Here is a 3,553-nt window from a genome sequence, read left to right as displayed (position 1 = left end):
AAGGCTACCGCATGTGGTGGCAGCGCCGCCCCACCCGCGCCGACCGCACCCGGATCGTCGGCCCCCCGCCCGTACGCGGCGCCTGGCGGCACATCTGGAAACCGGCCCTGGTGGTCACCGCCCTCGTGACCGCGGCGATCGGCTGGGCACTGCCCGTCCTCGGCGTGTCCCTGGGTGCCTTCATCCTGATCGACATCCTGGTATGCCTGGCACGTAGCCGGTCACGAGGGCAGCACGAGACCTCGGCCGCCTGACCGGAGCGGCGCTCGCGACGAGCTGGCCGTAGCGGCACGGTGCCGCACACCGCGGCGGTCAGCTCGTCGCCCAGTCGTTCCAGGCCCTTCCCGGGGTAGGCACGACCGGAGCTGTGGGACGGCGAGCCGGTCGTCGCGGGCACCGTCGCGCCTATGGAGGAGGGCGGGCCGGCCGTCCCCCGAGCCATGGCCTGCCCCAGCCTCACCGTGCTCGGCGACACCCTGCGGTTGCGGCGTTTCTCACCGGCTGCACCGCGATGGACAGTTCGCACCTGAGACGTCCTCGACTGGCATTCCGGCGAGTAGCAGCCCGGGTGGTCCAGCCGTCCCTACCGAGCCGAAACAGCACGACAGTGGCTAGAGCGCCGGTCAAGTAGCGCGGATCCCATCCATGACCATCCGTACAGGCCATGATCCATGGATAGTTTGTCGTTGTGTACGCTTTTTGGCTGCAAAAACGTACACAACGACAAAATTACGCTGATCTTCTTCGGTGGCCGACGTCCATCGAAGCGTGCCGCCGCTCAGGGGGGATACGTATGGGGTTACCTGACCGGCGCTCTAGGACCGCGTCGCTGCCGGCTACATGCTGTAGTCGGCAGCGACCGTTGTGTCGGAGGAATCGAACCAGTCGATCAGCCTCTGACCTGGGCATCTTCCCGTCAACCCAGCAGCGGAACTCATAGAGTACACCTATTTGACCAGGTCAGGACGTTATAACTCATCGTGGTGGAGGTGGCGGGAATCGAACCCGCGTCCTCCGGCCCCGCAACAGGACTTCTCCGGGCGCAGCCTGCTTGTTGTTTCTCAGCCCCACCGGTCACGCAGGCAAGCCGGTGTGGGCTCAGTCACTGTGAGGTGTTCCTTGCCGATCCCGTGACCGGATCAGAAGGTGATCCTCCTGGCGACGCCAGGTCCTGAGCCGGAGGCACTCTCAGGCTGACGGCTACTTGATCCCGCTCAGGCCGCGAGGGCGAAAGTGCGGGGTGTAGCAGACTGCGACTTGTTGGCAGTTGTTTCTTCGAGCGGATCGTTTACGAGATAACCGCTCATCCTCGGCCCGCTTCCCCTATCCCGACGTCCGAAGTCGAAACCGGTCACCCCCGTGTCATGTTGGTTCATATCACGCTAGCCGACACGTTGATCAACATGTCGGTCAACGCTGCTTTCATGTTCATCCTACCCGAGTCGCCGCACCATGACACGCCCTGGTCAACGTGACGCGCCCTGGCCCGACGCCAAACAGCCAACGTCGAACGTGCCGGACGTGTTCCCGTCGGCGCACCGGCTGGTTCGGGCGGCACCGGGTGATCCATCAGAGATCTTGAAAGGCCGGCCGGCGAACTCAGGGGACCTCAGTCGTCGCGGCCCTTGGCCCGTCGTCCCATGGCCCGGGAGACCTCGCGTGACGCGTCCCGCTCGGCGAGCACCTGGCGCTTGTCGTAGGTCTTGCGCCCCCGGGCCAGGGCGATCTCCACCTTCGCCCGGCCGTCCTTGAAGTACAGGGACAGCGGGACGAGGGTGAGGCCGCCCTCCCTGGTCTTGCCGACCAGCTTGGCGATCTCGTCGCGGTGCAGCAGCAGCTTGCGACGCCGCCGCGGGGCATGGTTCGTCCACGTGCCCTCGGTGTACTCGGGGATGTGCGCGCCGTGCAGCCACGCCTCCCCGTCGCTGATCTGCGCGAAGGCGTCCACCAGGGATGCCCGGCCCGCGCGCAGCGACTTCACCTCGGTGCCCTGCAACACGATCCCGGCCTCGATGGTGTCGAGGATGGTGTAGTCGTGCCGGGCACGCCGGTTCTGCGCAACCAGCTTCCGGCCGGTCTCCTTGGCCACGTTCGGGGTACCTCATTCTTTCCCTACCAGGTTCCACCGAGGTTACGCCGCCGCCGACCAGCCACGCGGAAGCACAGCGATCACGCCGCCGCCGGCCGTCCGGCGACCCCCTGAGGGTCGGCCAGCCTTCCAGCCCGCTGCCTAAACACGCAGGTGGCGGCGTAGCGCGACAGAAGCCATCGCCGCGGACGCCCCGGTGCCGACCAGCAGGACGCCGGCCACGGCGGCCCACACCGCGTCCCAGCCGAAAAGCGGGAACGCCGTCTGGCGGGCGAACCGGTGATCGACGAGGTAGATCTTGCCCGCGATCAGCGCGGCCGCGGCGAACAGGCCACCGACCATCCCGGCGACGGCGCTCTCCAGCACGAACGGGGCCCGGATCGTCCCGTTCGTCGCCCCCACCAGACGCATGATCGCGGTTTCCCGGCGCCGGCCGTGCGCGGAGACCCGGATCATCGTGTAGATCAGCGCGAACGCGGCCAGCGCCTGGACCGCGGCGAGCGCGAACGCGCCGATGGTGCAGGCGTCCAGGATCCGGTAGAGCGGGGCGAGCAGGGCACGCTGGTCACGGACCCGGTCGACCCCGTCCCGTCCGGCGTAACCGGTGATGATCTCGCCGGCCCGGCGCGGGTCGGCGAGCGTGAGACGGAACGAAGCGGGCAGGTCGGCCGCGCTCACCCCGCTGACGATGTCGGGCGAGTTGCGGAAGTCGCGCCTGAAGCGCTCGAACGCCTGCGCCTTGTCCTCGTAGCGGACGGCCTGCACCAGGGGGTCGGCACGCAGGTCGGCCGCGAGGGCGTCGCGTTCGGCGCCGGAGATGTTGTCGTCGAGGTCGATGACGGCCTGGATACGGTCCAGGAGGAAACCGTCGACGGTGTGGGCCTGGGCCCGCAGCAGCAGCCCGGCGCCGAGCAGGGTCAGGCAGATGGCCACGGTGACGATCACCGCGACGGAGGTCGCCAGGTTGCGCCGCAGGCTGGTGAGGCCGATCGCGAGCAACGCCCCGGCGCGCATCCCGGCCATGTCCTCGCTGCCGCTGCCCGGCGGCCTGGGAAGCCGGAGCCTCCCGAGCCCGCCGAGCCCGCCCGAGCCGTCCGGCCCGCTCTTCCCGTCGGGCCTGCCCGAGCCGTCGGCCCCGCTCTTCCCGCCCGGCCCGCTCTTCCCATCCGGTCTGCCCGGCTCATCCGGTTCATCGGATAGGCCTGGTTTGTTGGGTTTATCAGGCTTACCGGGCTTGCCGGGCTTTGTGGTCACGGCGTCAGGGGGCCGGCTCGTAGCCGCCGGATGCCTGGTCACGCACGAGCGTCCCGTGCTCGAGCTCGACGACCCGTCGGCGCATGGTGTCCACCAGGGCGGCGTTGTGGGTGGCCATGACGACGGTCGTCCCCACCCGGTTGATCGCTCCCAGCAGGTTCATGATCCCAGCTCCGGTGGCCGGGTCGAGGTTGCCGGTGGGCTCGTCGG

At 68.7% G+C, this 3,553-nt stretch carries 2 protein-coding genes, 1 other RNA gene and 2 pseudogenes; 1 reads left to right on the top strand and 4 read right to left on the bottom strand.

The genetic code is table 11. The features are described from left to right. Positions 1-254: pseudogene (locus NBW84_RS20890) on the top strand (PepSY domain-containing protein); the annotation flags it as partial. Between the two features lie 727 nt (positions 255-981). Here the strand turns inward: NBW84_RS20890 and ssrA are convergent. The 4 genes and pseudogenes from ssrA to NBW84_RS20870 form a co-directional block, all read right to left on the bottom strand. Continuing rightward, positions 982-1,359: a transfer-messenger RNA gene (ssrA, locus tag NBW84_RS20885) on the bottom strand. Positions 1,360-1,609: 250 nt separating this feature from the next. Then, positions 1,610-2,089, bottom strand: a complete 480-nt coding sequence (gene smpB / locus NBW84_RS20880) for an SsrA-binding protein SmpB (RefSeq protein WP_250286617.1) — start codon at positions 2,087-2,089, stop codon at positions 1,610-1,612. Between the two features lie 141 nt (positions 2,090-2,230). After that, on the bottom strand, positions 2,231-3,103 hold the full coding sequence (gene ftsX / locus NBW84_RS20875; RefSeq protein WP_250286618.1) for a permease-like cell division protein FtsX: 873 nt from the start codon (positions 3,101-3,103) through the stop codon (positions 2,231-2,233). A 244-nt stretch (positions 3,104-3,347) separates the two neighbouring features. Beyond that, a pseudogene (locus tag NBW84_RS20870) lies at positions 3,348-3,553 on the bottom strand (cell division ATP-binding protein FtsE); the annotation flags it as partial.

This window comes from Protofrankia sp. CiP1_Cm_nod2, from assembly GCF_920664355.1.
Taxonomy (GTDB): Bacteria; Actinomycetota; Actinomycetes; order Frankiales; family Frankiaceae; genus Protofrankia.
This window is presented reverse-complemented; position numbering and strand designations above follow the sequence as displayed.